Origin of the sequence: Paenibacillus sp. FSL R10-2734, from assembly GCF_037963865.1 — a bacterium.
In the GTDB taxonomy this organism is placed as follows: Bacteria; Bacillota; Bacilli; order Paenibacillales; family Paenibacillaceae; genus Paenibacillus_AQ.
The window spans coordinates 3,493,957-3,520,394 of sequence record NZ_CP150170.1; the positions used below are offsets into that span (position 1 = coordinate 3,493,957).

Consider the following 26,438-nt stretch of genomic DNA (forward strand, 5'->3'; position numbering starts at 1 on the left):
AGAATATGTACCGATTGCCGATTCTCGAATGTTAAACACCAACATGAGCCAAACGGCTGGGGCCTGACTTAAGTTGGAAATTATTTTCACTTTTTAATTGCATCTCCTTCGTTTTTTTGTTATATTTGATATTAACAAAATGTTAATATCAAAATGTTACTAACAACGAACTGAATGGTGAAGGTTCGGAAATGTAATGAAAGGGAGGCGATGAAAGTGGAAAAAACATGGGGTGGCTGGAATCTGTTTGAAATCGTCTGGCTAGTTTTGTTTACCTCTATTGCTGTTGCGTTTACGGTTATTTCTAAAGATTCCTTATTCGGTTTTACGGTCTTTATCACCGGGGTGCTGTGTGTGGTGCTCGCGGCGAAAGGAAACCTGATGAGTTATGTTTTCGGAATGTACAATACCATTGGTTACGCGTACTTGGCTTACATTAACGGTTTGTTTGGAGAGGTCATGCTGAATTTGTTATTCTTTGTTCCTATGAATGTCGTTGGCTTCTATATGTGGAAAAACAACCGCCAAGACGGCAAACTATCCATGCGACAGATGAATCTTAAGTGGCTGTTCCTTGTCGGAGTGGTCTGCGTAATAGGCTGCCTGCTACTGGGGATCGGGCTATCGTTCATCCCAGGGCAGAACTCGCCTTATATCGATGCTATTACGACGGTATTATCCATCGTGGCTACCTTTTTAATGGTCAGAAGATTCAAGGAACAATGGCTGGTCTATATTGTTTTGAATATGTTTACGGTGCTGTTGTGGGTAATTCGAATGCTGGAAGGCAGTGGCGAGGGTTTGCTGATGATCGTCATGTGGAGTGCTTATCTGGTTAACGCGGCATACGGCTATTACAATTGGAATAAAGGGGCTAAGGAGGTGTCGGCATGAAGACGCTTGGATTAACGCTGGGGAAGTTTGCCCCGTTGCATAAAGGACATCAATTCATGATCGAGACGGCGTTGCAAGAGGTCGACGAATTGATTGTGGTAATCTACGAAACGACGGTGTCCCCAATTCCGCTTCATATCCGAGCGAACTGGATCCGCAAGCTCTATCCGACGGTCCGGGTAATCGAAGCTTGGGACGGTCCAGACGGGTATTCGAATGATCGGGAGCATGAGATTCGAGAGGAGCAGTATATTCTGGGGCTGCTGAAGGGCGAGCAAGTGACGCATTTTTACTCCAGTGAGTTTTACGGCGTGCATATGAGTGTCGCTTTAGGCGCGGCGAACCGGCGGGTGGATGAAGCACGTGAGCGGGTGCCGATTTCGGCCACGATGGTACGTGCCGACCCTTATAAATACCGCGAATTTGTAAGTGATGTTGTGTATAGGGATTTAATCACGAAAGTGGTTTTTGTGGGAGCAATGTCGACTGGAAAATCTACAATCACCGAAGCGCTGGCGCGGCGATATCGCACAACCTTTGCGAGCGAATATGGGCGTGATTACTGGACCGAGCATCAAGTAGATCGTAGAATCAGCATTGAAGCGTTCGATGAGATCGCTTTGGGCCATATCGAACGTGAGGAGCAGGCGCTTCTGGAAGCTAACCGTTATCTCTTTGTCGATACCAATGCCATTACCACATATATGTTTGCCTTGGATTACCACGGTCGGGCTCCTGAGTGCTTAGCTCGGATCGCATTAGAAAACGCGCAGCGTTACGATCTATTTTTCCTATGTGACGATGATATTGCTTACGAGGATACATGGGACCGTAGCGGGGATCAGAAGCGGCATATTTTTCATAAGCAAATTATTGCGGATTTGAAAGAGCGGCGGATTCCCTATATCACGTTGCGAGGAAACCTGGAGGAACGAATGCACAAAGTAAGCGAGGTCTTGGCAAAGTTCGAGCCCTACCGGAACTTTTTTGGAGCGTTGCATGGCTAGAATAAAGAACAAAGGAGGCAAGAACACATGAATTTATTGGATCGTGATGGACTTACGGAACGTCAATTTTTAGAGCAGTACCGTGCGGGGGATTTCGAGCGGCCTTCGGTGGCGGCGGACATGGTCATTTTCACTGTTACGAACACGGAGGCGGACAGCTACCGCAAGCTTCCGGAAAAAGAGCTGCGAATTCTGCTCATTCGGCGGGGAGGTCACCCATTCCTGGGCAATTGGGCGCTTCCGGGCGGTTTCGTTAGGCCGGACGAGACAACGGAGCAAGCGGCTGTGAGGGAGCTGCGTGAGGAAACCGGCGTGGATGACGTATATTTGGAGCAGTTGTACACCTTCAGCGATGTTGGAAGGGACCCTCGTACCTGGGTGATAAGCTGCAGCTACATGGCCTTAATCAACAGTGATCAGGTACAGCTGAAAGCAGGAGATGACGCTGACCTAGCTGCCTGGTTCAAGGTATCCTATCGGCTTCTGCGCGAGAGTAAAGAGCTTATTGAGGATGGGTATGTGAAAACGAAGGAATACGAGCTCAAGCTAAGCAGCGTTGAAGAAGAGTTTACGGCAGTTGTGGGGCGGACGATGACGTCAAAATCGGCCTCTTCGTCAACCACATACTCCATCGTATCAAATGATGGATTGGCTTTTGATCATGCGAAGATTATCGCTTACGCTATTGAGAGACTGCGGGGAAAAGTGAATTACACCGATATTGCGCTACACTTGATGCCGCCTTTCTTCACTTTGACGGATCTGCAGCAGGTTTACGAGGTGATAATGGACAAAGAGCTGCTGAAAGCCGCATTCCGGCGTAAAGTAGCGGATCTCGTAGCGGAGACCGATCATTATACTGAAAATGCGGGACACCGTCCTTCACGCTTGTATCGGAGAAATATGGAGGAATATCGATGATATACAATATCGAGCAGTTAAGAAAAGCTTATATCGCGGGCAAAACGTTCAAGTTTGTGTTCTTCTGGGGCCATACACCGCCAAAGCACAACGGCGTCGACAAAAGCTGCTTCAGCCAATGGTGGATGAGTCCTTTCGTGGTAGAGGGGATCGAGTATTCCTGTGTCGAGCAGTTTATGATGGCCGAGAAAGCCAGACTATTTGGAGATGACGAAATGTTGGACGCGATCCTTAAAGCTAAGCATCCCAAGGAGATGAAAGCCTACGGGCGTGCAGTAAGAAACTTCGATAATGACATTTGGGATAAAGAATGCTATGACATTGTCAAAAGAGGAAATATAGCCAAATTTTCGCAGAATCCGCAGCTTGGCGAATATCTCAAGTCAACGAAAAACCGTATTCTCGTCGAAGCTAGCCCACAGGATCGTATTTGGGGAATAGGCATGAGCCAGTCCAATCCGGATGCGGAGAATCCCGTAAAATGGCGGGGGAGGAACCTACTTGGATTCGTGCTGACCGAAGTGAGGGACGAATTGCTGAGGGATTAACTTCTAACGGAATTGTTATTGATGAGAGTAGGAGGGCCTGACATGACTCAAAACGGAATTGTGTTGGTTGCAAGTGTTTCGATTATACGTGAAGAAAAGGTATTGATGATCAAAGAAAACAAAGCATCTGTTAAGAATAAGTGGAACTTCCCGTCCGGCAGAATCGAGTGTGGCGAAGATATTCTAGATGCAGCGCGTAGAGAAGCAAAAGAAGAAACCGGTTATGATGTGAGACTTACAAGCACAACAGGCATTTATAATTTCATTAGCAGTTCAAATGACCAGGTTATTTTATTTCATTTTATTGGTGAAATTATTGGGGGCTCCCTTCTTCTGGATACAAGAGAGATAATTGATTCTAAGTGGTCATCACTGCGGGATTTGCTAATTCCAGAATTAATTGAGTTACGTGATAAAGAAGTTATTAAACAAATAGTTGAAAATCTTATCTCTGAAAAAGAGTTCCCGTTAACACTATTCAATAATAAATTTAGAGATTAGGTCTTAGCTTTAATGATGTTACAATATTAAAAAGGTAAACTTTGGAGGCACACCACTGCAATAAGACTTATAACGAAATTAAGTTCTTGATATATCCCATTAAGGACATATTATGAAACAGTGCTTTAATAAAGGAGTTGTATAAATTGAATGAAAATAAAGGTACAGAAATAAAGCGTTCTTCAAAAGCAGAAAAGATTTTACCTCAGATCAATAGTAAAACTAAGCTAGGCGACTTACGAAAAATCGCAAAGGACATTAAAAAAGATCACGAACTAGCTATGGAACTTTGGTCAACCGAAGAGTTTTTGCCCAGACTATTGGCAATCTTAATTATGGATAAAAAACTTCTTTCACAAGAAGTGCTAAATAAGCTTGATAAGGATATGCAGACTTACACTTTTGATGAGCGAAATAACTTAATGGATTGGTTAATGGCTAATCAGCTCACCAAAGACAAAAAGACAATTTCATTGATGGAGTCATGGGAAAATAGCCCTTCTGCTCTTCAAAGGCGAGCTTTCTGGTATTATCAAGCGCGATTGAGATGGACTGGACAAACACCGCCTGATAACACCGCAGACTTACTATCTACATTAGAAGCTAATATTACGCAGGAAGAACCAGAAGTTCAATGGGTTATGAATTTCACCGCAGGCTGGATAGGCGTTTATGATGAAAAGAATCGTGCACGTTGTATTAAACTTGGTGAGAAAACGGGTCTTTACAAAGATGAAATAGTAGCAAAAGGATGTACTCCCAGCTATTTACCGCAGTTTATTACGATTGAAGTTAACAAACGACAAAATAATTAGTTACCTTAACCGAAAATATAGTTTTAGCTACATACAAACTATTTAATGAAGAAATAAAGCAACATACGCTACGTAGTTCGATTTGGAAATATGAAGATTTAAAATGGAAAATGGTATTCCATCAAGGAACACCAATCATTTAAGCTAACGAGACACGTTTGTTCAATAGAAGACAAGAAGGCAACAGGTAACTTGATCGGCGGCCTTTGTTCAACTAAAGGGCAGTTTTGTACAACTATGCCATTCCAACCAAATGGAGGACTAAAGACATTGTTACTGGCTATATCAGCTTTTGGGATGGAGATTGGTATTACCATTTTTCAGAAGGTGGCTACAAAGTTATCGAGTGGTTAGAAATTCATGCTGAAGATGACTCGATAAAAACTGATTTAATTCAAATTCTGAAAAAAATACATGTGCCAGGTGAAATAATTACCGACTCCATCAAAATTTATGGATATACCAAAACTAATGAATTCGTTGATTATATTTGAGTAATTACGCTAACGTGAAACGATAGCTCAATAAACACGAAAAGGCAGCAGATCAATCAACGAGATCGGCTGCCTTTTCTCAATTAAAGCGAGAGCTGGGCAGTATGATCAATAGAACCAAAATTGAAGGAGGATTAACTAGGATGCTTTACGATTTACAAGGTGAAGCAAATATGTCACCAATTGTGGGAATGTTATATTCCGCTGTGTAAGAAAATAGCCAAAGACTACAATTAATCACTGATAGCATGACGTAAGTAGAAGTAGATTACAAGAGTCCAAAATAATAGGCTCCGATGGTCAAAGGTAAGTCTTTGAATACACTAATGTCTGACTATGAAAGTGTGTTGATAATCGTGAAAGATACATGCACACAATTGAAGGATGCTGATCTAGATAAAGTTGTGAATTTCGGCCATGAAAATGAAAAACAAGCAACTATTCGCTGGGGATTATGGCATATGGCTGACCATAGTCGCTATCATCAAGCGCATATTAATCTGCTGAGGAAGTGGCACAAAACCTGCGAATGTGCAGGAATATTACTCATTTATGAATAGTAAGTTTCGTCTAAGTAAGGATACCTGTAGATTCGTCTTTACGATAAGCAGGTTGGATATTGCTTCATAGAACCCCCTTTCTTTTATGATCTAGTACCGCAAGAAACTTCCCTGATACTCCGGAATATTATCCTTAACGTGATAAAGTTAACCGCTTACAATTCCAAGGGCAAGTATAATTTCATAAAATGAGTTTTTGCTCATAAGCAGAACAAATACCAGAAGTATTCTTATGGAGAAATACGGATGGTTCTGAAATCGTTGTTCAGTATAGTAAAGATTATGGTTCTTCCTTCCAGATAGATGGACTGAAAGATGTATTATATTTTGCACATACTCATGATAATCATGGGCCTTCATCCGTTGACCAAATTGAGCAGCAATTCAAGGAGCTCAGAGCAATCTATCCCAATGCGGTTATTGAAGCATCGACTTTGGATCGTTATGCCGAAAAAATATGGGAACATCGGAGTTCTCTCCCCGTAGTGGAACAGGAAATTGGGGACAGTTGAATTCATGGCGTAGCCTCTGATCCTTACAAAATCGCTTGTTATCGAGAACTGCTGCGACTCCGAAACAAATGGCTGTCAGATGGTACATGGACGATTGGGGATGAAGTGTATAAAGCATTCTGCGATGGGCTTATCATGATCCCTGAGCATACTTGGGGCATAGATATAAAACGTTATTTATCTGACTATGCTCATTTTGAGAAAAAGGATTTCCAAGCTGCCCGTAACCTAGATAAGGTGGATACTACATTGAATCCGATGGAGTATCAATATCAGGAACAATATGTGAATACTGAAATTATAGACATGTTTCATGAAACAGCAGAAGCGAAGTATACTTCACGTTCGTATAGCTTAATGGAGCGTTCCTGGAATGAACAAAGAGAATACTTGCAGCAGGCGATATCCGCACTCCATCCGGAGCGGAAACTTGAAGCGGAAGCTGTTATAAGGCAGATCAAACCTATTCGTTCATCAGAATTCACTGGAACAACGGAATTATTCGCCGATGAACCTTATCAGCTTGGTAAATTCCAGGTTGTTTTTACAATTGAAGGTTCAATAAGTGGTCTTAAAGATCCCACGGGGAGAGAATGGGCAGGCACTGCAAATCCGATCGGGCTGTTCACCTCTGAAACCTTCTCGCAGGAAGACTATGATCGTTGGTTCCGTGAATATCATGTTCGATGGAACAGACGCATTTTTGGGCAGTTGGAGATTTTGGCAAACCCGGCATGGAGCTGACATCAGAGTGGATTACCCATCAGTCGATTACACCCAGACTAGTATCTATCTTCCATCGGCATACAGATGTAGGCGATATTGTATACCTGAAGCTGAAGATGCCGAAGAAAGTAGTCGTGGAGATGGGAGCACCAAGAGAACTTAACCTTGAATATCTCTTCTATACGGACTCCAATACGATAGAAGTAAATTTGAAAGGGTTTGATAAGGATGCACACCGTCTGCCTGAAGCTTCTTAGTTTACGATCAATCCTGCTGTAGATAATCCGAATCAGTGGAAGCTAGACAAATTAGGACAGCTTCTGTCTCCACTTGAGGTAGTTAAAGGTGGCAATCGAAATATGCATGCGGTTAACGAAGGCATGTTCTACCAAGGTGCGGATGGAGAAGTTTCAATAGAAACGTTGGATGCGACATTGGTATGCCCGGGAGAGCGCAAATTATTACAATTTGACCATACATTTTCGTCACTTGAGGGCGGAATGCATATGAATTTGCATAACAATATATGGGGAACCAATTTCCGCGCATGGTACGAAGAAGATGCACAATTTAGATTCAAATTGAAATTTTTGTCTTATCTTTAGCCAGTTGAACATGGGAGTTGTGCTAAATGAATGAACATTGGATGAAGAAGGCAACTGATTGTATCGGATGCCAAATCTGGATCGAGCCCGATGAAACAAGAGAGCGCGTAGAAGCTTTATTTCAAGAGGCACAGAAGAGTGGGATTGGCTGGGTTCGTATTTTTTTGATGTGGCCGTGGATAGAAGAAGTGCCTGGTATGTGGAACTTTGATTTGTTCGATTATGTATTCGATGCAGCTAACAAGTATGGGTTACGGATCAAAGCAACATTAACCGCAAATTCCGGCCCTTGGCATATCGGTACGCCTTCTCTTCTTCATTCGCATACGGGATTTTTATCACCAGAGCAGAGAGTCCCTATGCGAAATTATATTGTTCAGTGTATCAGCCGATATAAGGATCACCCTGCTCTTGGTCAATGGATCGTATGGAACGAGCCGACTTCAGGCAATGATCGAACGGAAGAAGCGTTACAGCATTGGCAAGCCTGGTTAAGCCTGTACTATAATCGTGATATTCATAAACTAAATAAACGTTGGCGAACAGGATATTCATCATTCAATGATGTTCCTTTTCCAGAGGATATTTTGCATCCAGATCATAAAAATCAAGCCTGGAACAGTTACGGACCGTGGTTATTGGATTGGCAAAGCAGGGCGTCTTGGCTACAGAGCGAACTGCAATGGATTTGTGATGTTATTCGTGAATTAGATAAAAAAACAGAAACTTGCATGAATCCAATTCCATTAATGGACAATCAAGCTGCTGGGGGCATTCAATTGGATAAGATGGCCCAAATTGTAGACGTGGTTGGTGCCAGCTATCACCCAGCATGGAACTTTACATTCGCGAACAGGGCACATTTTCCAGCACTGATGTCAATTGGGGTGCGCAAGCAAGCTGCGACTTTACATGTGCAAAGGGTGGAGGTAACCGAGGTACAGACCGGCAATACGTTAGTATCATCGAACCGTCCTTGTGAAGCATCTGCTGGCGAGATTGCCCGATATTTTTTAGCCAATTTGGCTGCAGGAGCGGAAACCGTAACAGGCTGGCTTTTGAATACGAGGAGCTGTGATTTTGAGGCTGGGGATTGGGGTTTGTTAGATGATATCGATCAACAATCCCCGCGAAGTGAAATGTTATGCAAAGTCCGCGACCGATTGGCGTATTCATTCTCCCACACAGGTGCATGGCAGGGCTCGCAGCCGCGTGCTTGGGTTGGATATTCTGCGTATTCACAGGCGATTGAATGGACTGAAAGTTTATTTATGCCGAAGGTTCCAGGAAGATCGAGTAATGATAACGCACATGGCTCGGCACTTTTGACGGCCCAATTGATGGAATGCGGCGTTGACACCATTATGTCGCGAATTGAGGATCTCCCTTTGGAGGGCAAGGAAGGAGGATTAATTGTACTTTCTCATGTCGTAGCACTTGAACAGGAGCAAGCTGATCGGCTTCTGGACTTTGTCCAGACTGGCGGGACACTTATCTTCGATGCTACAACAGGTAGGAAAGATCACGATGCTAGATTACAACGCCCATGGCCTGGCGGTTTGTCAGAACAAATAGGAATGCGAGCAATGGATTTGCATACAATACCTTCGGGTTATAAAGTATTGTTCGAAGGACAGGTGGAGCTTGGAACATGGATTGCCGTACGAAACAGGCCCCTATTTGTCGAAGGCATGGGATGGAAACCATGGAGAGAACTTCGTTTTGAAATGGATGACGAGCCCTGTATATGGGACAGACCTTATGGGCTTGGTAAAATCATCTTTGTTAACGGACTGTTAGGACCATCCTTAATTTACAATCAAGAATCATCGAATATAGCAAAATACATTTTTAACCGAGCAGCAACATCAATTATCCACAATATAAGACCGATTCCAAATGAGTACCCAACTTATATTATTCCAGTTCAAGTTGAGAACGGAGAGCTTACAGCGATCTTTTCCAGTGATTTACTTGAAAGAAAAGGTAAATTAATACGTTTGCAAGCGGAATCGGGTACGTATTTGGATTTATGGACGGGCGAAGAAATTGAAGTTAACGGTTTTGGAGAAGTTGCACTACCAGCACATGAAGGTGTTGTTCTTTTGTGGAAAAAATGACTCTGTGACCAGAATTTATAGAAGAAATTACCCGAGCTCAAAAAGATTTTTCTTTGTATATAATGGGGAATTAGTATTTTACGAAAGTGCAGATTTGTTTAAAAATTCTTTATTGAATTTCCCTATTCTTATTGTTAATCTAATCAATAGAGATGCATTTATTATGAGATCGAAGTTAGTCTTGATTGAGGGATTGCCAGGATCCGGAAAAACAACAACTGCCCAACTCGTTCATGAAATTCTTACTGAAATGAACATTCCATCCCAGCTGTTTTTAGAAGAGGATCTGGAACATCCTGCTGATTATGATGGAGTCGCTTTTTTTAAGAAAAATGAGTGGGATGAATTATTAAGTACACATGAAAATGGCAGCATCAGCGTATTGTCATAGCGAGGGCGCTGATCGGCAATCCGCGTATTCTAATCTTCGACGAAGCGACAAGTGCGCTCGATAACGAATCCGAGAAGACGATTCAGCGAAATATGAGCACGATACTCAAAGATCGAACGACACTCATCATTGCTAACCGACTGGGCACGATTCGTCAGGCTGACCGTATTCTCGTACTTGAACAAGGTGTTATTGCAGAGTCAGGTACTCATGAGCAAATGGTGAATAAAGGACTTTATTACATGCTGGTTAGTCAGCCGTTAGAATAACCAAAACTTAGACCCATCAGCACACTGCTGAGGGTCTCTTTGTGCTATGAACTGAACGCTAGCGCGTATTATTTAAATTATGGTGGTGCAGCAGGTGGGGTGCTTTATATTGTCGAGGTTGAACAAATTCAGACTGGTGATAAGATAAAGGTATATTCAAGTGAACATAAAGATGATTTTTCGTTATCTTGGAAATCTTCTGATATCCTTTCTATAAAAAATGAAACTCCAAAATATAATGAATATCGAAACATTGAATTAAATGTAAATACGGATATATATGAAGAATCAGGAGCTGCCTGCCGAAGTCTATTGCTTAAAGAGAAATTCGAAAATTGCTACTATGCGGAGGATATTAAGGTGCCTCTTATTTATAAGCTACTTGGTTTTTGAACTAAGGAATAATTATTGGGAAAGTTTCCCTAATAATGTGAGATTTATCGTGCTCCAAGTGATAATTAGGGAAAATCTCCCTCATTATCGAGGCAATTCATTCATAAAGAGGGTATCTTCGTATATATTAGGGAGGATTTCCCTAATCCGCAAAGTGTGTAGATTCTAAGTCTAAAACCTCCCACCAGAAGCAAACTAGAATTATTTACTCTGTTACGAGGTTTTCTAATACTGTTATTTTCCTTGCGTGCCTTCTAAAAGTCGCATCTTCATAACCCCAGGCGTACAGCCATAAGTATTTCGGAAAATTCTTATAAAATAATTCGTCTCCATACCAAGCTGAAGCGCAATATCCTGAACGAGAATATCATCATTCTCCGTCATTAACTGTATCGCACGCTCTAGCCGCAAATTCTGCAGATACTTATGTGGAGTTACGGCATATTCCTGTACGAACAGACGCTGAAAATGCTGCACGGAATAACCCACAGCAGTAGCGAGATTGGAGATAAGTAGTGGCTCAGTATAATGCTCGTTAATAAGTTCAACGGCTTTAGTCAACGCTTCATTACGAACAGATTCAAGCTCCAAGCGGCTCCCTATGGTGTGAGTAGTTTCGTTACGACGTAGCATTAAAAGTAATCGATACAAGGTAATGGATAGATCCTCCATCCCGTGGTCATCTTGTCGAATAGCCGTCTGAGCGTTAACCGTATGCCAGATCTGAGCGATTTCCTCCCAACATTGATCAAAACGTGCAAGACGATAGGGTACAGAAGGGAGGAGCCCGATGCTCTCCAGCATTCCTTGCGACTGACTCCCTTCGATTCCGATGAAACCCACATGCCATGGTTCAAGAGAAGTAGGGAAATATTCATGTCCGCGATCTGGGGGGAAGGCGAATGCCATTCCAGGCTCTAGAATTATTTCATTGCCGCTCTCCAGATCACGAAATAAACCAGTTCCGGTGCGGATCAGAAAGATCTGGTGTACAGGGAATCCAGTAGGGCGCACATGATAAAATTGTATATGACGACCTACGGAGTAGGGATATAAGGGAAGCGTCCCAGTGTCGCGCGGCAGTTCTACTAGAGAAAAAGGAAGCAGTATAATTCACCTCATATTCATTTTGTGCTATCACCTTGAGACTATATTCCTAACGATAGATATGAATTTTCTACTATTATGAATAGTATAAATGATGATTCGTGATATAGATAGCTTAAGCATCTAGCGTTTCATCAGAGAATAGTCCCATTCAATATATGGGCTGAACTGAGAGGATGATCTTACACAATGAGTAAAAAACATTCCCCGATTAGTAGCAAAGCTCCAGTGATGCTGCACGGTGCTGATTATAATCCTGAACAATGGCTGAAATATCCAGAAATTTTGCGCGAGGATATTCGTCTGATGAAGCTTGCGAACTGCAATGTGATGTCCGTCGGAATTTTTTCTTGGGTATCCCTAGAGCCTGAAGAGGGTGTGTTCACATTCGATTGGCTGGATGGTGTGCTTGATTCTTTTGCTGAGAATGGAATTTACGCTTTCTTGGCAACGCCTAGTGGAGCTCGCCCAGCTTGGATGTCTGATAAGTACCCAGAGGTTCTAAGAGTAGAACGTAATCGTGTTCATAATTTGCATGGCTTCCGTCACAATCACTGCTTTACTTCTCCTGTCTACCGTGAGAAAACAGCGATCTTAAATACGAAGCTAGCGGAACGTTATAGTCAGCATCCTGCTGTGATCGGTTGGCATATTTCAAATGAATTCGGTGGCGAGTGTCATTGTGATCTTTGTCAGAATGCTTTTAGAGATTGGCTAAAGGTGAAATATAATAATAGTCTTGATGAGGTAAACCATGCTTGGTGGGCTACGTTCTGGAGTCATACGTACACTTCATGGACACAGATTGAATCACCTGCCCCACATGGTGAGACACAGGTTCACGGCTTGAATCTCGACTGGAGACGATTTGTGAGTGAACAGACGATTGATTTCTGTCAGCATGAGAGCAATACGGTTCGCCCTTACAATCCAGCGCTGCCAATAACGACGAATATGCATATGATCGATGGGATCGATTATCGCAAAATGGCTAAAATGCTGGATGTTGTCTCTTGGGATGCTTATCCAGACTGGCATTACACTGAAGATGGGGACGATGTTAGACTAGCGGCCTCAACAGCGATGCACTACGATCTCATGCGTTCATTTAAAAATAAGCCATTCCTGCTCATGGAGAGTACGCCTTCACTTACGAACTGGCAATCGGTTAGTAAGCTGAAACGTCCAGGAATGCATAAGCTGTCATCCCTTCAAGCGGTAGCGCATGGTTCGGATTCTGTACAGTATTTTCAGTGGCGTAAAAGCAGAGGCTCCAGTGAGAAATTCCATGGAGCGGTAGTTGATCATAGCGGTCACTCTGAGACACGCGTGTTTCAGGATGTAACAGAGGTAGGGAAGACACTAGCGGAAATGACTGAAGTAGTGGGTACGTCAACTCCAGCACAAACAGCGATTATTTTCGATTGGGACAACCGCTGGGCAATAAAGGATGCGCAAGGGATTCGCAATTCTGGATTGCGTTATGAAGAAACCGTACAACAGCATTATCAAGCCCTTTGGCAGCTAGGTGTCCCTGTGGACATCATCGGCTCGGGTGACGATTTATCAGCTTACAAGCTAGTTATCGCTCCGATGTTATATCTGATCAGCGAAGAGAATGGGAAGCGAATTGAGAAGTATGTTGAGCAGGGCGGTACATTCCTAGCGACCTATTGGTCTGGTGTAGTGAATGAAACTGATTTATGTCATCTAGGAGGATTCCCTGGTCCACTACGCAGAACACTCGGCATTTGGGCAGAGGAGACAGAAGGACTGCATAGCCGTGATTTGAATGGTGTTGTTATGCAGGCGAGCAATGCACTTAATCTTAGTGGAGATTATGATGCACATGAAATTGCTGAGTTGATCCATCTGGAGGGCGCCGAGGCTCTGGGCAATTATCGCAGTGATTTCTATGCTGGACGTCCAGCGCTTACTATAAATCGTTTTGGCAAAGGAAATGCGTACCATCTAGCTACTCGTGTCAAAGACGCATCATTCTACGTTGAGTTGTATGCTGCAATCACTTCTAAAGCAGGGATTACTCGTGCGCTTGATAGTGAGCTTCCTGTAGGTGTGACCGCGCAGATTCGGACGGATGGAGAGAGCGATTATATTTTTGTGCAGAACTTCAGTGGCAGTCCGCAAAGCGTCGAATTAGATGGAAAAGAATACACAGATCTGAAGTCAGGTGCTGCTGCACCGGCAGTATTGAATCTAGCAGTGAATGATCTCGCAATGTTGAAACGTAAATCGTTGGTATAAAAAGAAGGCAGGACCTGAGATGTTCAGGTTCTGCCTTTTTTACGAAATATAAGAGTTTATATGTCGTCCCATCATAATGGTGTTATAGAATTTACCGTCAGAAAGAATCTTGTCATTCTTTAATATTCCCTCAATCTCAAAGCCGAGCTTTTGATAAAGTTTAATAGCCTTGTCATTCGTTTCTAGGACACTCAAAGTGATCTTTAGAATTCCGTTAGCGTCGGACCAAGCAATCGATTCTGCTAGAAGATTCTTTCCGATTCCATACCCCCAATAATCCTGTAACACACATACTCCAAACTCTACTTTATGAGCGAATCTTTTTAAAGTAAGGCCTTCGCATCTAGAGAACCCAACGATTAGATCATCAACTACTGCGACTAGAAATAAGTTTCTTGGTTTATCCGAATCAGTTTGAATAAGCTGTTGAAACCCTATTTCGTCTATAAAAGTCTCACCTGGTTCTCTGTCTAAATTCTCGGTCTCGCCATCGATCTGTATTCTTAATTCAGACAGTGACTTGGCATCCGTAGGGATTGCTGATCTAAGGGTGTATTCGATTCCATTCACTACAAATGTTCGCTGATTAACGATCATATGCCTTCCGCTCCTATTGATGAGGTGAGAAGGATAGCTTCGACACCATTAATAATACGAGTATAATAATCCGCATCATGGGGCACAAAATGCGTCATATCTACATCCTGCTGAATGGTAATTCTATGCCCGTGCGGATCAACTTGGAAACCGTTGACTTGTAGACTATGTATTTCTCCCTGCCAAAATCTGCGGAAATCAACAAACTTAACTTTAACGATTCCTGCGACCTCTTCTTTTTGTAACTGAAAATCTTCTAGCTGATAAGGATTGTGATAAACAAAGACATGCGCTCGCTCATTATCGATAAGGGTATCTTTTCTCATACTGTAAGGTATTGTTCCCAGTGGGATCAGGTCTTCAAAAGAAAGCTCCAGTCCCAGTTCCTCTTGAACCTCACGTATCCCATCCTCTACAGTTTCGTGTGCTAGCAAATGTCCGGCGGCCGTGATATCCAGTAGTCCCGCATAATCTTGTTTCTGTTCACTGCGAAGCTGTAAATAGATATAGAGGGTTTCCTGATCTTTGCTTATGAACCAGCAGTGGAAAGTTTCATGCCAATGTCCTAGCCGGTGTACTACTTCACGTGGAGCCGTACCCGTTCGGTTGCCTGCCTCATCAAATATGGTAAGTATCTCATTATGCATAGGAAAGCTCCTTTGTGATGATTTCTTCTGCCTAAAGCCTATCATAAAAACGTTGGAATTGCCCTAAATGTTAGATGGTTCTTATTGACATTAGCAAGAATGATATGTATATTTTTGGATGTTAATCAAAGGAGGAGTTAAATGGATTTAGTGGCTATGAAGCAGAAAGACTTGGACACTTTAAGTGATGAAAGATTAGGATGGGCCTGTACGGAGCCTACCTTTCAACTGATTCGCGGAAAATCTCCATCGATTAAATCCGAGGTGATCTCAAAGCTCACAGATGGACAGAGGGCATTATGTATGTTCAGGGTGATGTATGACCACAGCTGTAATTCTGAAGGGGAGTATTATGCTTGGATTTCCTACTTGCAAGACCTGCCGGGTTATTGGACAGGAGTGATGGGAGGGATACGATTTTTTGGCGATGAGGAAATGTTCTTTTTGCTTCAGGAAACAAAGTCATTTCTCGAAGAAAGAAACGATAGATTGGGAAAAGAGTGGGGGGATGCTGCCATCACGGATCTCGATCATGACCCTGAGTTGTTTAGTGAGATGAGTGGTTTATTTGAACGATTTCAGAACATTGCTGCAGATAGCCACAGGTTGATTGGTGAGTATATTCGGTCACATCCGGGAGAATTTGTGGAGATAGAGGGCTCATCTTAATGAAAAAACCTAATCCATACTTCGTGTTTCTTGCAGTATTCATTATTGGCTATTGGAGTATTACGTTATATCACAGTTATAATTCATTCGAAAATATTATTCTGGATCGAATCAATACAACAGAAATCACGTCCATCCAAATTCTTAAATCTTCCAATGAAGAAGAAATAAAGATTGATGATCCGGCAGAAATTGAGAAAATCATACATGAATTTGCTGATGTGAAATTAAGAAGAACTAATGCCTCAGATAAACCTGCGAAGACCTATTGGATCAGTATATTTGTTAATAAAGGTCTGCGGTTTGGAATGAGCCTCACTGACACGAATTACTTGCATATCACAGATCTGGATAGTAAGAGTAAATACCACTCTGGCGGTTTTAAAATTACTAGTAAGTTTGATTCGGAGTTCATTGCAAAAATGTTCAACAAATAACCTGCTGCATATCAAGCAGCAGGTTTATTATTTTGTAAAGTGGTTATGGACATGATACGATTCTAATATCTTAATCAAACTAATTTATGAGGTGTATAAATGAACATCAGAGAGCAGCTACATAATGGCAGCTTGTATTTGCCTGGAGATGAGCAACTGGTTCAAGAGCAAACGATTTGCCTTAATCGACAATATGATTACAATCAGACACGTCCAATGGATCATGAAAAAAGATTTGCATTATTGAAGGAAATGTTTGCGGAGATTGGAGAGGGATGCTACATTGAGCCACCGATACATTCCAATTGGGGCGGTAAGCACGTACATTTTGGTAAAAACATTTATGCGAACTTTAATTTGACGTTAGTTGATGATACGCATATCTTTGTTGGAGATTACACCATGTTTGGACCGAATGTTACCGTGGCAACAGCAGGGCATCCGATTGTACCAGAACTACGAGAAAAGGCATATCAATATAATGCTCCTGTTACAATTGGGAGGAATTGCTGGATTGGCGCGGGTGCTATTTTGCTTCCAGGTGTTATGATTGGCGATAATACCGTTATCGGAGCAGGAAGCATTGTAACAAAAGACATTCCGTCTAACGTAATCGCTGTTGGGAATCCATGCAAGGTTCTCCGAGAAGTTTCTGATCATGATAAAGAGTATTATTTTAAGGATCGTAAAATTGATTATTCTGCTTTGGGTCAATAGTGACTTCGATTCGTTCAACAAATAACCCGCTGCCTGCTGGCAGCGGGTTTAGTATATCAATGAAGATTATCTAGCCAACCATCCGCCGTCAACATTAAGAATATGACCATTTAGATAGTCGGAAGCTGCGGAAGCCAAGAATACAGCAGGGCCCTTAAGATCTTCAGGTGTTCCCCAACGTGCAGCTGGAATACGATCTAGGATAGCGTCCGAACGACTTTGGTCGGCACGGATCGGAGCTGTATTTTCAGTAGCCATGTAGCCTGGTGCAATCGCATTGATGTTCAGACCGGAGCCTGCCCATTCATTGGCAAAAGCTTTAGTAAGACCTGCAACCCCGTGCTTACTCGCGGTGTAGCCAGGGACATTGATTCCGCCTTGATAGGAGAGCATGGAGGCGATGTTAATGATTTTGCCGGATCCTCTTTCGAGGAAGTGGCGACCAGCGATTTGAGACAGAAGGAACACGGTGTTCAGGTTCAGGTTGATTACATCGAACCAGTCTTTTTCGCTATGGTCTTTCGCCGGAGTACGGCGGATCATCCCTGCACAGTTTACGAGAATGTCGACATGACCAGTTAGTTGAAGTGCTTGATCAAATGTATTTTGCAGGTTGCTATGGTCACTTAAATCTGATTCGATGCTAACCGCTTTTACGCCAAAAGCTTTTGCTGCGTTTACAGTTTCTTCACTTGTATTAAGAGATACAGATGCGATATCTGCACCTGCTTCTGCGAAGGCAAGGGCAATCCCTTGTCCAAGACCTTGAGCTGCACCGGTTACGAGTGCTGTTTTACCTGCCAAGCTGAATAATGATGATGACATATAAATTACGCCCCTTTATTAGGTAGATTCATATTCTAGATTTATTCGCATTCAATAGCCACGCCTGCACTGCGGAATTGCTCGACTGTATCTGGAGAGAGTCCTTTATCTGTCAAGATAACGTCTACCTCCTGTAGTGATGCGAATGTACGCAGTGCAGTTTGGCCGAATTTATGATGATCCACAACCGCGAACACCTTACGGGCTGTAGATACAAGGGCTTGCTTGAACTCTATTAAATCTCCTGTATAAATGGAAAGTCCATGTTCAATATGAACAGCTGTCGAGGACAGAAATGCTTTTTGAATATTAAGTTGTTGTACATAGGAGACAGCTTCAGGACCGGCCAACATATTGCGGACACGGTAACCCCCGGGAACGACCAGACGAATGTTATCTTTCGTAACCAGTTCGCTGATGATGTATACATCATTGGTGACTACCGTTAGAGGCATATTGTCCAGGCGTCGAGCAATTTCAAGCGTCGTACTCCCGCCGTCAAGAGCTATAATATCATCCTGTTCAATATGAGCAAGCGCGCGCAAGGCGATCTCCGTTTTCTCGTCGGAATACTTATCCAGGGGATCCTTTGAGGGCAAAATACCAAATTGGTCGCTTTGTGCCAGCACAGCTCCGCCATGTACACGTACGATTAGGCCTTGCTCCTCCAGCTTGCTTAAATCCTCTCGAATCGTTTTTCCTGTGACCTGTAGCTTATCGCTCAGTTCATTCACCGTTACATCTTTTTGGTTCAGCATAACTTCCATAATCATCTCGTGTCGTCGTATCGGGTTCATCCGCTTGCCTCAGCTTTCCGTAATTGATTTATCTCTATTGTAGTTCTTTCATGGATACGGGGTCCATATCATCATATCTTTTATTATCGCCAGCCATACTCCAGATAAAAGTATAGTTATGAGTGCCAACACCACTGTGGATGGACCAGCTTGGAGAAATAACTGCTTGATCGTTATGCATTACGATATGACGAGTTTCATTAGGTTCGCCCATCAAATGGAATACAACGGAATCGTCCGGAAGATCAAAATAGAAATAGGCTTCCATCCGGCGTGGATGGGTATGAGCCGGCATCGTATTCCACATGCTACCTGGCTTCAGTTGGGTCATTCCCATAACTAGCTGAGCACTTTGTACACCATTGGTGTGAATGAAGCGGTGAATTGTACGCTCGTTGGAGTTCTCCAAACCGCCCATCGCACCGGATTCGGATTCAGCCAATGTGGTTTTGGTAGTTGGATAGGACTGGTGAGCAGGCGCAGAATTCAAATAGAATTTGGCGGGCTTGGAAGCGTCTGCACTTTTGAAGATTACATCCTTAGAGCCTTGGCCTACATAAAGACATTCTTTAAAATCTACTTCATATTCTGTACCATCCACAACAACCGATCCTTTACCGCCAACATTGATGATTCCCAGCTCACGGCGTTCCAAGAAGTAAGTAACCCCAAGCTCTTTAAGGTCTGTTGTAAGTACAACTTCTTCCTTAACAGGATTAGCGCCACCAACGATCATGCGATCCTCATGGGTAAGGACAAGCTTTAACTCATCTGGTGCAAAAATGACAGGAATGTGGAATTCCTTACGGAGGCGTTCAGTGTCAAACTGCTTAACTTCATTAGGGTGGGAAGCGAAACGTCTTTCCATGGAATATTCAATCTCCTTAACAAGCATATTTTTGGTTCGTATAGGTACAATTTACTCCATATATGTTCATTTTACAAGTGTTTATTTTTATTTAATGGTTCATTTTAGTTTATTTTATTGTTTTGACAATTGCAAAATGAACGAAAAGTGTGCACAATAGAGCTGAAATGCTTAGTTCTCATTTATTGGATTGTAATCATACTATTAAAAATTGAGATGTGGGAGGTTGAACTTGAATGTTGGAGTCGAATGGTATTCAGAGTACTTATCAGGACCGTCAACAAGAAATCATTGTAAGAATTGCGCTGGAAGCACAGAGACGGCCTCTGCTTGAGAGTGGACTCTGGTTCCATGATGATGTGCGAAATAACTTTTATTATGCCTCATATCTTTTTGCAGCTGCAGTAGATGATTCGCTCGCGCTACCTTTTGATCGTGAACAAGCGAAGCAGAAGGCACAGGATGTGCTGCTAGAGACAGTAATGCTGCAGAATCGGCAACCCGGCTCGGAGCTATATGGTCATTGGCCACTCGGCTTGAATCCGGTTCCACGAGAAGCGTCACCTCATGAGTTGCCTGTGGAAATAATGGGCAGTTTGATGGCCTACTTTTGCAAAAGATATGGTGGAGCACTAAACGCTCAACTTCGTATTGTCCTGAATACAGCATTTGGGCACATTTATCGGAGTGATTTCTTCCGTAAACCAGTTCTAACTTTTGGACATCATGAAGCGAAATATACAGCAGCAAAGCTGATTTTTGGCACTATGTTCGCAGATGATGTGCTCGTTGAGGATGGTCGGCAAAGTCTGAAGGATACACTCGCATATATCCGCTCTAAGGGAATGCCAGAATACGGCAGTCTCCCGTGGTTCTGGCATTGGGTTCAGGCATTTACCTGCGCTTTGGAGCTAGTCCCAGCAGAGGATACAGATCTAATCACTACCCTTAAAGAAATGCTTGACCATCTTTGGAAGGTGCGAGCAGAGTTTTATCTTCAGGGAGCTTGGGTGGGTGCACATTCTAGAGGATGGCCGCATGATGTACCAGGAGACGCAAATGTGCTTCATGACTATATTCAATTTGGGGACTTCAAACTCCCAGAGGCAATGCCGCGTACGGAGTATGCTGGATTCCTGTTCTATAAAGCACCTGATGAGGTATTAATAGCTGCAATGAATCGACAGACGCCAGTGGAAGCTACCAAGATTACACAGAAGGTAGTCCCAGCAGATCCGAACGCTCAACCACTTCTTCATTCCTATGCTTATATTACAGAGCATTTTGCAGCAGGTGGGATGTGGGAGCGAGTAGAGGAGTTCGATAATGAACAGCTCCGTTGGGCATTTTCCCTACCTGTGAACGGAGAGGGAGGAGCCAATCAGCTGTACTTCTTCCACCCAGGTCAAGGATACAACGAAGGTGATCCTCGCCATCAGAGTCGTTATATGGAGGTCCTCTATCATAAGAATGCCATTATTTCTTTATTTCCTATTCCTCAGGATGAAAAGGATACGATCATCGGTGTTCTCCCCCATGGTGAATGGATGCAAGACCCGAATGCACTGTTCGGTCAGGTTGGCGATGTCTATTTCGCAATCTATCTATCTCATCCATATCAACTGCAGGAACGTCCGGGATACATTGAGGTATCAGCTACGGGAATGCCGGGTGGGGTAATCGTTGAGGCGATCGGCGTTAAGGAGTCAGCTGAGCGTGGCATAATCGGACTGGATGCATTCGTAATAGCTATGGCCCATAATGAACCACAGTTCGAGATAGTGGACGGATTAGCGGCACATTATATCACTAGTGATGGCGATAGATTGCATTTAAGTAAGAAGAGTGAGTCAGCGCTGCCGCAAGCCCTGCTGAATGGTGTGAAGATTTCCTTGGAGAATTATACGGTTTAATGGGAACGCATAATAGTTGTGAGTAAGGTTAGGAAAGAGTCGATCTCTAAGGTCGGCTTTTTTTATATGTAAATATGCTTTATGATCCGATGACATTCTAATGTATTTACTGCAATAGAATTAAGCGGAATTTCCTCACAAAAGCAATCCAGTGTATTTTGTACAACAGAATCGAGCATTTATGTGTCATATAGGCCGATCAATAAGATTCTAATGCACTGAGTGCAATAGAACTATAAATTGAGGTTATTACACCAAATTTGATTGTATGAAATGCAATAGAATCTGATTAGTACGGATACTATGCTACAGCTTCATTTGGAAATTCGCTCCTAATAATAATCAGGTTTCCTTTAAGGGCAAGGCTTTCGCGAAGTCATTAGTAATTAATTACATTAATCCCTAATTTTCTGAGAGACATTTATCACAATAAAGGTTAATATCTAAGTGAGACAAATGAATGAATGCGCTTTCTTAAATACAACCAAACCTAACTCAAAGAATGCGAGGGATTTACTGTGACAGGAACTGAATTTCGTGTAGAAAATGATTTTCTAGGTAGCAAACAAGTAGATAAGAACGCATACTATGGGATTCAGACATTACGCGCAGTAGAGAATTTTCCAATTACGGGTTATAGAGTACACAATGAGTTAATCAAAGCGATGGGGATCGTAAAGAAAGCCGCTGCGCTTGCAAATATGGAAATTGGCAGGCTCTATCGTGGGCTTGGTGAAGTTGTTGTTAAAGCAGCAGATGAGATCATCGAAGGCCAATGGCACGAGCAATTTATTGTTGACCCTATTCAGGGTGGTGCAGGTACCTCGTTAAATATGAATGCGAATGAAGTCATTGCTAACCGAGCACTAGAACTGCTTGGTCATGAGAAAGGCGACTATCGCCATTTGAGTCCCAACTCTCATGTGAATATGGCGCAGTCTACAAATGATGCATTCCCGACGGCCATTCATATTGCCACGCTTTCTCTTTTGGAACAACTGCTTGTGACGATGCGAAGAATGCATGAGGTGTTTGCAGTTAAAGCCAAGGAATTCGATCCAGTTATAAAAATGGGACGCACGCATCTACAAGATGCAGTGCCGATTCGTCTGGGCCAAGAGTTCGAGGCTTATCGCAGAGTACTTGAGAGAGATATCAAACGTATCGAACATACACGCCATCATTTGTATGAAGTAAATATGGGCGCAACCGCTGTAGGAACTGGATTAAACGCTGACCCTCGTTATATCGAAGTGGTTGTAGAGTATTTGGCTGATATAAGTGGACTGCCGCTAGTTACGGCAGATCATCTTGTGGATGCCACGCAAAATACGGACGCATACACAGAAGTATCTGCTGCCCTAAAAGTCTGCATGATGAACATGTCTAAGATCGCTAATGATCTTCGGCTCATGGCCTCCGGCCCGCGGACAGGGTTTAATGAGATTTCACTGCCTGCTCGCCAGCCTGGTTCCTCCATTATGCCAGGTAAAGTCAATCCGGTTATGGCTGAGGTCATCAATCAGGTGGCTTTTCAAGTCATAGGGAATGACCATACGATCTGTTTGGCTTCCCAAGCAGGTCAGCTGGAGCTAAATGTTATGGAGCCTGTGCTTGTGTTCAATCTCATTCAGTCCATCAGTATCATGAACAATTCATTCCAAGTCTTCACAGACTTCTGTCTGGCTGGAATTGAAGCCAATAAAGAGAAGCTAGAGCGGGATGTGGAACGGAGTGTCGGAATCATTACCGCAGTCAACCCGCATCTGGGTTATGAAGTGGTATCGCGTATTGCTCGTGAAGCGATTTTGACGGGGGAGTCTGTACGGGAATTGTGCATTAAGTATAATGTGCTATCCGAAGAAGAGTTGAATCTGATTCTGGACCCTTATGAAATGACGCATCCGGGGATTGCAGGAGCTAGTTTATTGCATAAAGAGTAGAGTAGTATCCCCGCTTAACGTTTTGAGTGGAAGGAGAGATTTCAATTTACTAGTCTTTTAAAAGAACCTACTTCACGATGGTTAGAAGTAGGTTCTTTTGCGTTTCAGACTTACAGGAAAAAGAAAGAGCGCAATAAGCCACGTTTCCTTGGCGGAGAGGGTAACCTTGTAGTGGTAACGGGAGGGGAAGCTTCATTAGGGGGATAGTAGTTCCCTTTTGAAACTTGCGTTGGTTCTAGAGATGCCGCTATTTCTTTGATCATCATACGTAGATCCTCAAGCTCCTCACGCTGCTGGAGCAGCTGTATCATGACTACTTCGTCAGCCTTTTGATCGAGTGTACGTTCAATATAATGAATCCGGGACAATATATCCTGCATAGGCTCAGCATCTGTGTGATGAATTGGATCTTGTAGTGACTTGGACATCTGATTTTCATTAGGGATAGATAATTGAATGCTCTCTAGGGGTTCTCCGTGATTAATGCAGTCTTTAATATGACTAAGCAAGCTGATTTGCTGCTCTGAGAATGTATAGTGGCCAAATCGGTCCTTTGGAAAAAAATCAGGGAACATAGCAGCCCAACGTTTGATCGTTGTTTGGCTAACAGACAACAGCTCTGCGGCATCCTTTGTTTTCAGAATTTCCATTTTGATTCCTCCAGTTCAGGTAGTCATGTTATGAGTAATTCGCCCAACAATTGCTGCTCCCTGCACGGTTGACAAAGGAAGTGCGGATTCGATAAACAAAGTGGAAATACGAGCAATCTCACCATTCTTGTATTTCACTATCTTGCTTTTACATTCCAGATTGAGTACAGATGACCCAGAAGCAGGGTATACTTGGTTTAGAGGTGAAGCGTATGGAAATGAGCGGAGAAGAGGAAAAAATGACTGAGGAACAATGGCAGGCTATTTTGCAAAATGATGCAGCCTATAACGATAAATTCTTTTATGCTGTGAAGACTACGGGGGTTTTTTGCCGACCTTCCTGTAAGTCCAAAGCACCTAATCGAGAGAATGCGTGCATCTTTCAAAATGCAGAACAAGCGCTAGAATCCGGATTTCGTCCCTGTAAAAGATGCAAACCGACAGGTGAGCGGCTGCCTGATAAGGAATGGGTAGCTGTAATGACTGAATATATCGACAAACATTATATTGAACCCCTCACACTTGAAACGCTGGCTGAAGTCTGTCATGGAAGTCCCTATCATTTACATCGAACCTTCAAGAAAGTAACGGGAATCACTCCAGTGGATTATATCCAGCAAAAGAGAATCGAGAAGGCATCAGAATATTTGGTTACCACGGAGCGGGCAGTAGCTGATATCGGGTTACACGTGGGTCTGCCTAATACGTCGTATTTTATAACCTTGTTTAAGAAAAAAACGGGCTGCACCCCAACGCAGTTCCGTCAGCTGAACAAAATAGAAGCAACGAATCATTCTGAACTTATTGTGGAGGAACAGAAACATGGAGAATAGAACAAATACAACACTATACTGGACCTTGCTAACTTATAAGGAATGGAGTTTCTATATCGCAGCATCGGAGAAAGGGTTAAGTTATGTGGGATCGCAGCAGAAGCCATTCGATGAAATGAGTGAGTGGGTTACGCGTCGGTTTCCTGGAAGTGAACTGGTGCAGGACGAAGAGAAAATGGAGCCATATGCAAAGGAACTGATCGAATATTTGCAAGGGAACCGTCAAACGTTTAGCTTTCCTTTTGATTACCGTGGGACTCCATTTCAACTTGCGGTGTGGAAAGCGTTATGTGAAATTCCATATGGACAAACGTGGTCTTATTCGGACATTGCCACACATATTCAAAAGCCAGCTGCTGTACGTGCGGTAGGGACGGCCATTGGTGCGAATCCGATACTAATTACGGTGCCCTGCCACCGAGTGATTGGCAAGAATGGAACACTAACTGGATACCGGGGCGGTCTAGAGATGAAGACAAACCTGCTTAACTTGGAAAAAGGAGGGAGTGTAAGGGAGCTATGAAAATTGAATCCCGTTACACATCCCCGAAGACTCTTCTGAATAAAGGGACAGGCTACTTGTCTGGTTATAGCCATTCCTTAAATCCGTATACCGGCTGTACCTATGGTTGTTCCTATTGTTATGTACGTCAAATGCCAGTATCGCTGTTCCGCACAGAGGAGTGGGGAACGTGGGTAGATGTCAAACAAGAGGCAGCAGCTATTTTACGCAAAGAACTCCAGAAAGCAAAGTCCAAAGGACCGGTCTCCATCTTTATGTCCTCTAGCACAGATCCTTACCAACCGATTGAGCACAAGGAGCAGGTAACAAGAGCTTTGCTGGAGGTTATGGTAGAGAATCCGCCCGATTTTTTGTTCGTGCAGACGCGTAGTCCGCTCGTACGTAGAGATATGGATTTACTATTACGCTTAGAGGATAAGGTTCGCGTAAGTATGACGGTAGAGACGGATCTGGAAGATATTCGAAAAAAATTCACACCAAGTGCTCCACCCATTTCTGCAAGATTAAAGACACTGCAATTACTGCGTAAAGCAGGCATTCCTGTTCAGGCTACCATCGCTCCGGTATTACCGAGCAGCCCGTCCTTTCCAGAGATTCTAAGGGGTTTGGTAGATAGAGTTTGTATTGATGATTATTTTATGGGAGATGGCAGTGGGGGCAAACGTACACGGAGATTAGGTATTTATTCCCTTTATGAAGAGCTGAAACTGGAAGATTGGTACGATCCATCTGCGTATCGTAAGGTGTACGATGGACTCCGGAATGTTTTTTATGAAGATGAGCTGTTCTTGAGCCAGAAGGGGTTCGAGCCTTAAACTGAAACATGGTATAATAAACGAGAGCATTCATACCTAGTATTTTAAAATATAAGAACGTATAAGTTTCACGCAA

29 protein-coding genes and 2 pseudogenes are annotated in these 26,438 nt (G+C 43.1%); 23 read left to right on the top strand and 8 right to left on the bottom strand.

All coding sequences use genetic code 11. The features are described 5' to 3' along the window. Positions 1 to 210: 210 nt before the first annotated feature. The 14 genes and pseudogenes from pnuC to NSS67_RS15345 all read left to right on the top strand — a co-directional run bounded on the left by pnuC (position 211) and on the right by NSS67_RS15345 (position 10,756). Positions 211 to 894: a nicotinamide riboside transporter PnuC gene (pnuC, locus tag NSS67_RS15280; protein WP_339320311.1), complete on the top strand. Its 684-nt coding sequence runs from the start codon at positions 211 to 213 to the stop codon at positions 892 to 894. After that, on the top strand, positions 891 to 1,901 hold the full coding sequence (locus tag NSS67_RS15285) for an AAA family ATPase (protein ID WP_339320312.1): 1,011 nt from the start codon (positions 891 to 893) through the stop codon (positions 1,899 to 1,901). Before pnuC ends, NSS67_RS15285 begins: the two co-directional genes overlap by 4 nt. Positions 1,902 to 1,928: 27 nt before the next feature. Further along, a complete protein-coding gene (locus NSS67_RS15290) occupies positions 1,929 to 2,822 on the top strand; it encodes an NUDIX domain-containing protein (protein ID WP_339320313.1) in 894 nt (297 codons plus the stop codon). Beyond that, positions 2,819 to 3,370, top strand: coding sequence for an NADAR family protein (locus NSS67_RS15295; RefSeq protein WP_339320314.1), 552 nt, complete (start codon positions 2,819 to 2,821; stop codon positions 3,368 to 3,370). The genes NSS67_RS15290 and NSS67_RS15295 overlap by 4 nt, the downstream gene beginning before the upstream one ends. 42 nt (positions 3,371 to 3,412) lie before the next feature. Continuing rightward, entirely contained in the window at positions 3,413 to 3,871 is a 459-nt protein-coding gene (locus NSS67_RS15300; RefSeq protein ID WP_339320315.1) for an NUDIX domain-containing protein, read from the top strand. 146 nt (positions 3,872 to 4,017) lie between these two features. Continuing rightward, positions 4,018 to 4,686: a DNA alkylation repair protein gene (locus tag NSS67_RS15305; protein ID WP_339320316.1), complete on the top strand. Its 669-nt coding sequence runs from the start codon at positions 4,018 to 4,020 to the stop codon at positions 4,684 to 4,686. Between the two features lie 227 nt (positions 4,687 to 4,913). Then, positions 4,914 to 5,180: a DUF6678 family protein gene (locus NSS67_RS15310; RefSeq protein ID WP_339320317.1), complete on the top strand. Its 267-nt coding sequence runs from the start codon at positions 4,914 to 4,916 to the stop codon at positions 5,178 to 5,180. A 143-nt stretch (positions 5,181 to 5,323) separates the two neighbouring features. Continuing rightward, positions 5,324 to 5,740 (top strand): annotated as a pseudogene (locus NSS67_RS15315) (DUF664 domain-containing protein). 563 nt (positions 5,741 to 6,303) lie between these two features. Next, a pseudogene (locus tag NSS67_RS15320) lies at positions 6,304 to 7,235 on the top strand (DUF5054 domain-containing protein). A gap of 102 nt (positions 7,236 to 7,337) precedes the next feature. Then, positions 7,338 to 7,583 (top strand): hypothetical protein, encoded by a 246-nt coding sequence (locus NSS67_RS15325; protein WP_339320318.1) that lies wholly within the window; start codon positions 7,338 to 7,340, stop codon positions 7,581 to 7,583. Positions 7,584 to 7,609: 26 nt separating this feature from the next. After that, positions 7,610 to 9,703: a beta-galactosidase gene (locus tag NSS67_RS15330; protein WP_339320319.1), complete on the top strand. Its 2,094-nt coding sequence runs from the start codon at positions 7,610 to 7,612 to the stop codon at positions 9,701 to 9,703. A 163-nt stretch (positions 9,704 to 9,866) separates the two neighbouring features. After that, positions 9,867 to 10,094, top strand: a complete 228-nt coding sequence (locus NSS67_RS15335) for a hypothetical protein (protein ID WP_339320320.1) — start codon at positions 9,867 to 9,869, stop codon at positions 10,092 to 10,094. A gap of 92 nt (positions 10,095 to 10,186) precedes the next feature. After that, positions 10,187 to 10,363, top strand: coding sequence for a hypothetical protein (locus tag NSS67_RS15340; protein ID WP_339320321.1), 177 nt, complete (start codon positions 10,187 to 10,189; stop codon positions 10,361 to 10,363). Positions 10,364 to 10,402: 39 nt separating this feature from the next. Then, the gene (locus NSS67_RS15345) at positions 10,403 to 10,756 is read left to right on the top strand and encodes a hypothetical protein (RefSeq protein ID WP_339320322.1); all 354 of its coding nucleotides are present in this window, start codon (positions 10,403 to 10,405) and stop codon (positions 10,754 to 10,756) included. A gap of 234 nt (positions 10,757 to 10,990) precedes the next feature. On the opposite strand, the gene NSS67_RS15350 is transcribed toward NSS67_RS15345, so the two are convergent. Continuing rightward, complete coding sequence (locus NSS67_RS15350) at positions 10,991 to 11,770, bottom strand: AraC family transcriptional regulator (RefSeq protein ID WP_339320323.1); 780 nt, start codon at positions 11,768 to 11,770, stop codon at positions 10,991 to 10,993. Between the two features lie 282 nt (positions 11,771 to 12,052). Here NSS67_RS15350 and NSS67_RS15355 point away from each other — a divergent pair, with 282 nt between their 5' ends. Beyond that, entirely contained in the window at positions 12,053 to 14,128 is a 2,076-nt protein-coding gene (locus NSS67_RS15355; protein WP_339320324.1) for a beta-galactosidase, read from the top strand. 39 nt (positions 14,129 to 14,167) lie between these two features. Here the strand turns inward: NSS67_RS15355 and NSS67_RS15360 are convergent, their stop codons facing one another. Both NSS67_RS15360 and NSS67_RS15365 read right to left on the bottom strand, forming a co-directional pair. After that, positions 14,168 to 14,725: a GNAT family N-acetyltransferase gene (locus tag NSS67_RS15360; RefSeq protein ID WP_339320325.1), complete on the bottom strand. Its 558-nt coding sequence runs from the start codon at positions 14,723 to 14,725 to the stop codon at positions 14,168 to 14,170. Beyond that, the gene (locus tag NSS67_RS15365) at positions 14,722 to 15,372 is read right to left on the bottom strand and encodes an NUDIX domain-containing protein (RefSeq protein WP_339320326.1); all 651 of its coding nucleotides are present in this window, start codon (positions 15,370 to 15,372) and stop codon (positions 14,722 to 14,724) included. Before NSS67_RS15365 ends, NSS67_RS15360 begins: the two co-directional genes overlap by 4 nt. Positions 15,373 to 15,513: 141 nt before the next feature. On the opposite strand from NSS67_RS15365, the gene NSS67_RS15370 reads away from it, so the two are divergent. From NSS67_RS15370 to NSS67_RS15380, 3 genes are all read left to right on the top strand, one after another. Beyond that, positions 15,514 to 16,041 carry a hypothetical protein gene (locus NSS67_RS15370; RefSeq protein ID WP_339320327.1) on the top strand — a complete coding sequence of 176 codons (528 nt, stop codon included), beginning with the start codon at positions 15,514 to 15,516 and terminating at the stop codon, positions 16,039 to 16,041. Next, positions 16,041 to 16,478: a DUF5301 domain-containing protein gene (locus NSS67_RS15375; protein ID WP_339320328.1), complete on the top strand. Its 438-nt coding sequence runs from the start codon at positions 16,041 to 16,043 to the stop codon at positions 16,476 to 16,478. The genes NSS67_RS15370 and NSS67_RS15375 overlap by 1 nt, the downstream gene beginning before the upstream one ends. Before the next feature lie 99 nt (positions 16,479 to 16,577). Continuing rightward, entirely contained in the window at positions 16,578 to 17,195 is a 618-nt protein-coding gene (locus NSS67_RS15380; protein ID WP_339320329.1) for a sugar O-acetyltransferase, read from the top strand. Positions 17,196 to 17,261: 66 nt separating this feature from the next. Here the strand turns inward: NSS67_RS15380 and kduD are convergent, their stop codons facing one another. The 3 genes from kduD to kduI are packed head-to-tail and all read right to left on the bottom strand — an operon-like array spanning position 17,262 to position 19,685. After that, positions 17,262 to 18,020 carry a 2-dehydro-3-deoxy-D-gluconate 5-dehydrogenase KduD gene (kduD, locus tag NSS67_RS15385; protein WP_339320330.1) on the bottom strand — a complete coding sequence of 253 codons (759 nt, stop codon included), beginning with the start codon at positions 18,018 to 18,020 and terminating at the stop codon, positions 17,262 to 17,264. A 41-nt stretch (positions 18,021 to 18,061) separates the two neighbouring features. Continuing rightward, positions 18,062 to 18,817, bottom strand: a complete 756-nt coding sequence (locus NSS67_RS15390) for a DeoR/GlpR family DNA-binding transcription regulator (RefSeq protein ID WP_339320331.1) — start codon at positions 18,815 to 18,817, stop codon at positions 18,062 to 18,064. A 34-nt stretch (positions 18,818 to 18,851) separates the two neighbouring features. Beyond that, positions 18,852 to 19,685, bottom strand: a complete 834-nt coding sequence (gene kduI / locus NSS67_RS15395; RefSeq protein WP_339320332.1) for a 5-dehydro-4-deoxy-D-glucuronate isomerase — start codon at positions 19,683 to 19,685, stop codon at positions 18,852 to 18,854. A gap of 236 nt (positions 19,686 to 19,921) precedes the next feature. Here kduI and NSS67_RS15400 point away from each other — a divergent pair, with 236 nt between their 5' ends. Together NSS67_RS15400 and aspA are read left to right on the top strand one after the other, a co-directional pair. Continuing rightward, positions 19,922 to 21,598 carry a hypothetical protein gene (locus NSS67_RS15400; RefSeq protein ID WP_339320333.1) on the top strand — a complete coding sequence of 559 codons (1,677 nt, stop codon included), beginning with the start codon at positions 19,922 to 19,924 and terminating at the stop codon, positions 21,596 to 21,598. 518 nt (positions 21,599 to 22,116) lie between these two features. Next, on the top strand, positions 22,117 to 23,541 hold the full coding sequence (gene aspA / locus NSS67_RS15405) for an aspartate ammonia-lyase (protein ID WP_339320334.1): 1,425 nt from the start codon (positions 22,117 to 22,119) through the stop codon (positions 23,539 to 23,541). 110 nt (positions 23,542 to 23,651) lie between these two features. Here aspA and NSS67_RS15410 read toward each other — a convergent pair whose 3' ends face one another. Beyond that, positions 23,652 to 24,191 carry a MerR family transcriptional regulator gene (locus tag NSS67_RS15410; RefSeq protein WP_339320335.1) on the bottom strand — a complete coding sequence of 180 codons (540 nt, stop codon included), beginning with the start codon at positions 24,189 to 24,191 and terminating at the stop codon, positions 23,652 to 23,654. A 15-nt stretch (positions 24,192 to 24,206) separates the two neighbouring features. Beyond that, positions 24,207 to 24,329 carry a hypothetical protein gene (locus NSS67_RS15415; protein WP_339320336.1) on the bottom strand — a complete coding sequence of 41 codons (123 nt, stop codon included), beginning with the start codon at positions 24,327 to 24,329 and terminating at the stop codon, positions 24,207 to 24,209. A gap of 80 nt (positions 24,330 to 24,409) precedes the next feature. On the opposite strand from NSS67_RS15415, the gene NSS67_RS15420 reads away from it, so the two are divergent. The 3 genes from NSS67_RS15420 to NSS67_RS15430 are packed head-to-tail and all read left to right on the top strand — an operon-like array spanning position 24,410 to position 26,362. Further along, positions 24,410 to 25,024: a bifunctional transcriptional activator/DNA repair enzyme AdaA gene (locus NSS67_RS15420; protein WP_339320337.1), complete on the top strand. Its 615-nt coding sequence runs from the start codon at positions 24,410 to 24,412 to the stop codon at positions 25,022 to 25,024. After that, positions 25,014 to 25,547 carry a methylated-DNA--[protein]-cysteine S-methyltransferase gene (locus NSS67_RS15425; protein WP_339320338.1) on the top strand — a complete coding sequence of 178 codons (534 nt, stop codon included), beginning with the start codon at positions 25,014 to 25,016 and terminating at the stop codon, positions 25,545 to 25,547. Before NSS67_RS15420 ends, NSS67_RS15425 begins: the two co-directional genes overlap by 11 nt. Then, a complete protein-coding gene (locus NSS67_RS15430; RefSeq protein WP_339320339.1) occupies positions 25,544 to 26,362 on the top strand; it encodes a radical SAM protein in 819 nt (272 codons plus the stop codon). Before NSS67_RS15425 ends, NSS67_RS15430 begins: the two co-directional genes overlap by 4 nt. Positions 26,363 to 26,438: the final 76 nt, after the last annotated feature.

Excerpts from the sequence above, each read along its gene's own strand:
- pnuC (WP_339320311.1), top strand. The coding sequence starts at position 211 with ATGAAAGTGGAAAAAACATGGGGTGGCTGGAATCTGTTTGAAATCGTC.
- NSS67_RS15285 (WP_339320312.1), top strand. The coding sequence starts at position 891 with ATGAAGACGCTTGGATTAACGCTGGGGAAGTTTGCCCCGTTGCATAAA.
- NSS67_RS15290 (WP_339320313.1), top strand. The coding sequence starts at position 1,929 with ATGAATTTATTGGATCGTGATGGACTTACGGAACGTCAATTTTTAGAG.
- NSS67_RS15295 (WP_339320314.1), top strand. The coding sequence starts at position 2,819 with ATGATATACAATATCGAGCAGTTAAGAAAAGCTTATATCGCGGGCAAA.
- NSS67_RS15300 (WP_339320315.1), top strand. The coding sequence starts at position 3,413 with ATGACTCAAAACGGAATTGTGTTGGTTGCAAGTGTTTCGATTATACGT.
- NSS67_RS15325 (WP_339320318.1), top strand. The coding sequence starts at position 7,338 with ATGCATGCGGTTAACGAAGGCATGTTCTACCAAGGTGCGGATGGAGAA.
- NSS67_RS15330 (WP_339320319.1), top strand. The coding sequence starts at position 7,610 with ATGAATGAACATTGGATGAAGAAGGCAACTGATTGTATCGGATGCCAA.
- NSS67_RS15335 (WP_339320320.1), top strand. The coding sequence starts at position 9,867 with ATGAGATCGAAGTTAGTCTTGATTGAGGGATTGCCAGGATCCGGAAAA.
- NSS67_RS15340 (WP_339320321.1), top strand. The coding sequence starts at position 10,187 with ATGAGCACGATACTCAAAGATCGAACGACACTCATCATTGCTAACCGA.
- NSS67_RS15355 (WP_339320324.1), top strand. The coding sequence starts at position 12,053 with ATGAGTAAAAAACATTCCCCGATTAGTAGCAAAGCTCCAGTGATGCTG.
- NSS67_RS15360 (WP_339320325.1), bottom strand. The coding sequence starts at position 14,725 with ATGATCGTTAATCAGCGAACATTTGTAGTGAATGGAATCGAATACACC.
- NSS67_RS15365 (WP_339320326.1), bottom strand. The coding sequence starts at position 15,372 with ATGCATAATGAGATACTTACCATATTTGATGAGGCAGGCAACCGAACG.
- NSS67_RS15370 (WP_339320327.1), top strand. The coding sequence starts at position 15,514 with ATGGATTTAGTGGCTATGAAGCAGAAAGACTTGGACACTTTAAGTGAT.
- NSS67_RS15375 (WP_339320328.1), top strand. The coding sequence starts at position 16,041 with ATGAAAAAACCTAATCCATACTTCGTGTTTCTTGCAGTATTCATTATT.
- NSS67_RS15380 (WP_339320329.1), top strand. The coding sequence starts at position 16,578 with ATGAACATCAGAGAGCAGCTACATAATGGCAGCTTGTATTTGCCTGGA.
- kduD (WP_339320330.1), bottom strand. The coding sequence starts at position 18,020 with ATGTCATCATCATTATTCAGCTTGGCAGGTAAAACAGCACTCGTAACC.
- NSS67_RS15390 (WP_339320331.1), bottom strand. The coding sequence starts at position 18,817 with ATGAACCCGATACGACGACACGAGATGATTATGGAAGTTATGCTGAAC.
- kduI (WP_339320332.1), bottom strand. The coding sequence starts at position 19,685 with ATGGAAAGACGTTTCGCTTCCCACCCTAATGAAGTTAAGCAGTTTGAC.
- NSS67_RS15400 (WP_339320333.1), top strand. The coding sequence starts at position 19,922 with ATGTTGGAGTCGAATGGTATTCAGAGTACTTATCAGGACCGTCAACAA.
- NSS67_RS15410 (WP_339320335.1), bottom strand. The coding sequence starts at position 24,191 with ATGGAAATTCTGAAAACAAAGGATGCCGCAGAGCTGTTGTCTGTTAGC.
- NSS67_RS15420 (WP_339320337.1), top strand. The coding sequence starts at position 24,410 with ATGAGCGGAGAAGAGGAAAAAATGACTGAGGAACAATGGCAGGCTATT.
- NSS67_RS15425 (WP_339320338.1), top strand. The coding sequence starts at position 25,014 with ATGGAGAATAGAACAAATACAACACTATACTGGACCTTGCTAACTTAT.
- NSS67_RS15430 (WP_339320339.1), top strand. The coding sequence starts at position 25,544 with ATGAAAATTGAATCCCGTTACACATCCCCGAAGACTCTTCTGAATAAA.